General features: G+C 66.4%; 1 protein-coding gene. It reads right to left on the bottom strand.

The features are described 5' to 3' along the window. Nucleotides 1–437, bottom strand: a 437-nt coding sequence (locus KUG39_RS17185) for a cadherin-like domain-containing protein (RefSeq protein WP_216916653.1), incomplete at both ends; no start/stop codon positions are given.

The following is a 437-nucleotide window of genomic DNA, read 5'->3' as shown; positions in this document are numbered from 1 at the left end:
TGGAGGAATCGTTGAGGCCGGAACCGTCGGTGACGACGTAGGAGATCAGGGGAACCGGGCCGTTGTAGTTGGCGGCCGGCGTGAAGGCATAGGAGCCGTTGGCGGCGATGGTGAGGCTGCCGACCCCAGCGATGGTGACGGGGCTGCCGAGGGGGAAGGGACCGCTCTGGCCGGCGATGGAGAAGGAGGCGATCGAAACCGGGCCATCGGGACTGGTGGTGCCGGCGAGGAGATTGCCGGTGGCGGTGCCGCTGTCCTCGGCGATGGAGAGGGTCTCGTTCGCGTCGCTGAAATCGTCGTTGACCGGTGTGACGGTGATCGAAAGGGTGGAGGAGTCGTTGGGCCCTGAGCCGTCGGTGACGACGTAGGAGATCAGGGGAACCGGGCCGTTGTAGTTGGCGGCCGGCGTGAAGGAATAGGAGCCGTTGGCGGCGATG

The sequence above is a fragment of the Synechococcus sp. CCAP 1479/10 genome, from assembly GCF_019038515.1.
Lineage (GTDB): Bacteria > Cyanobacteriota > Cyanobacteriia > PCC-6307 > Cyanobiaceae > Cyanobium.
Note: the sequence above shows the minus strand (reverse complement) of the source record. Positions and strands in the feature narration are given on the sequence as shown.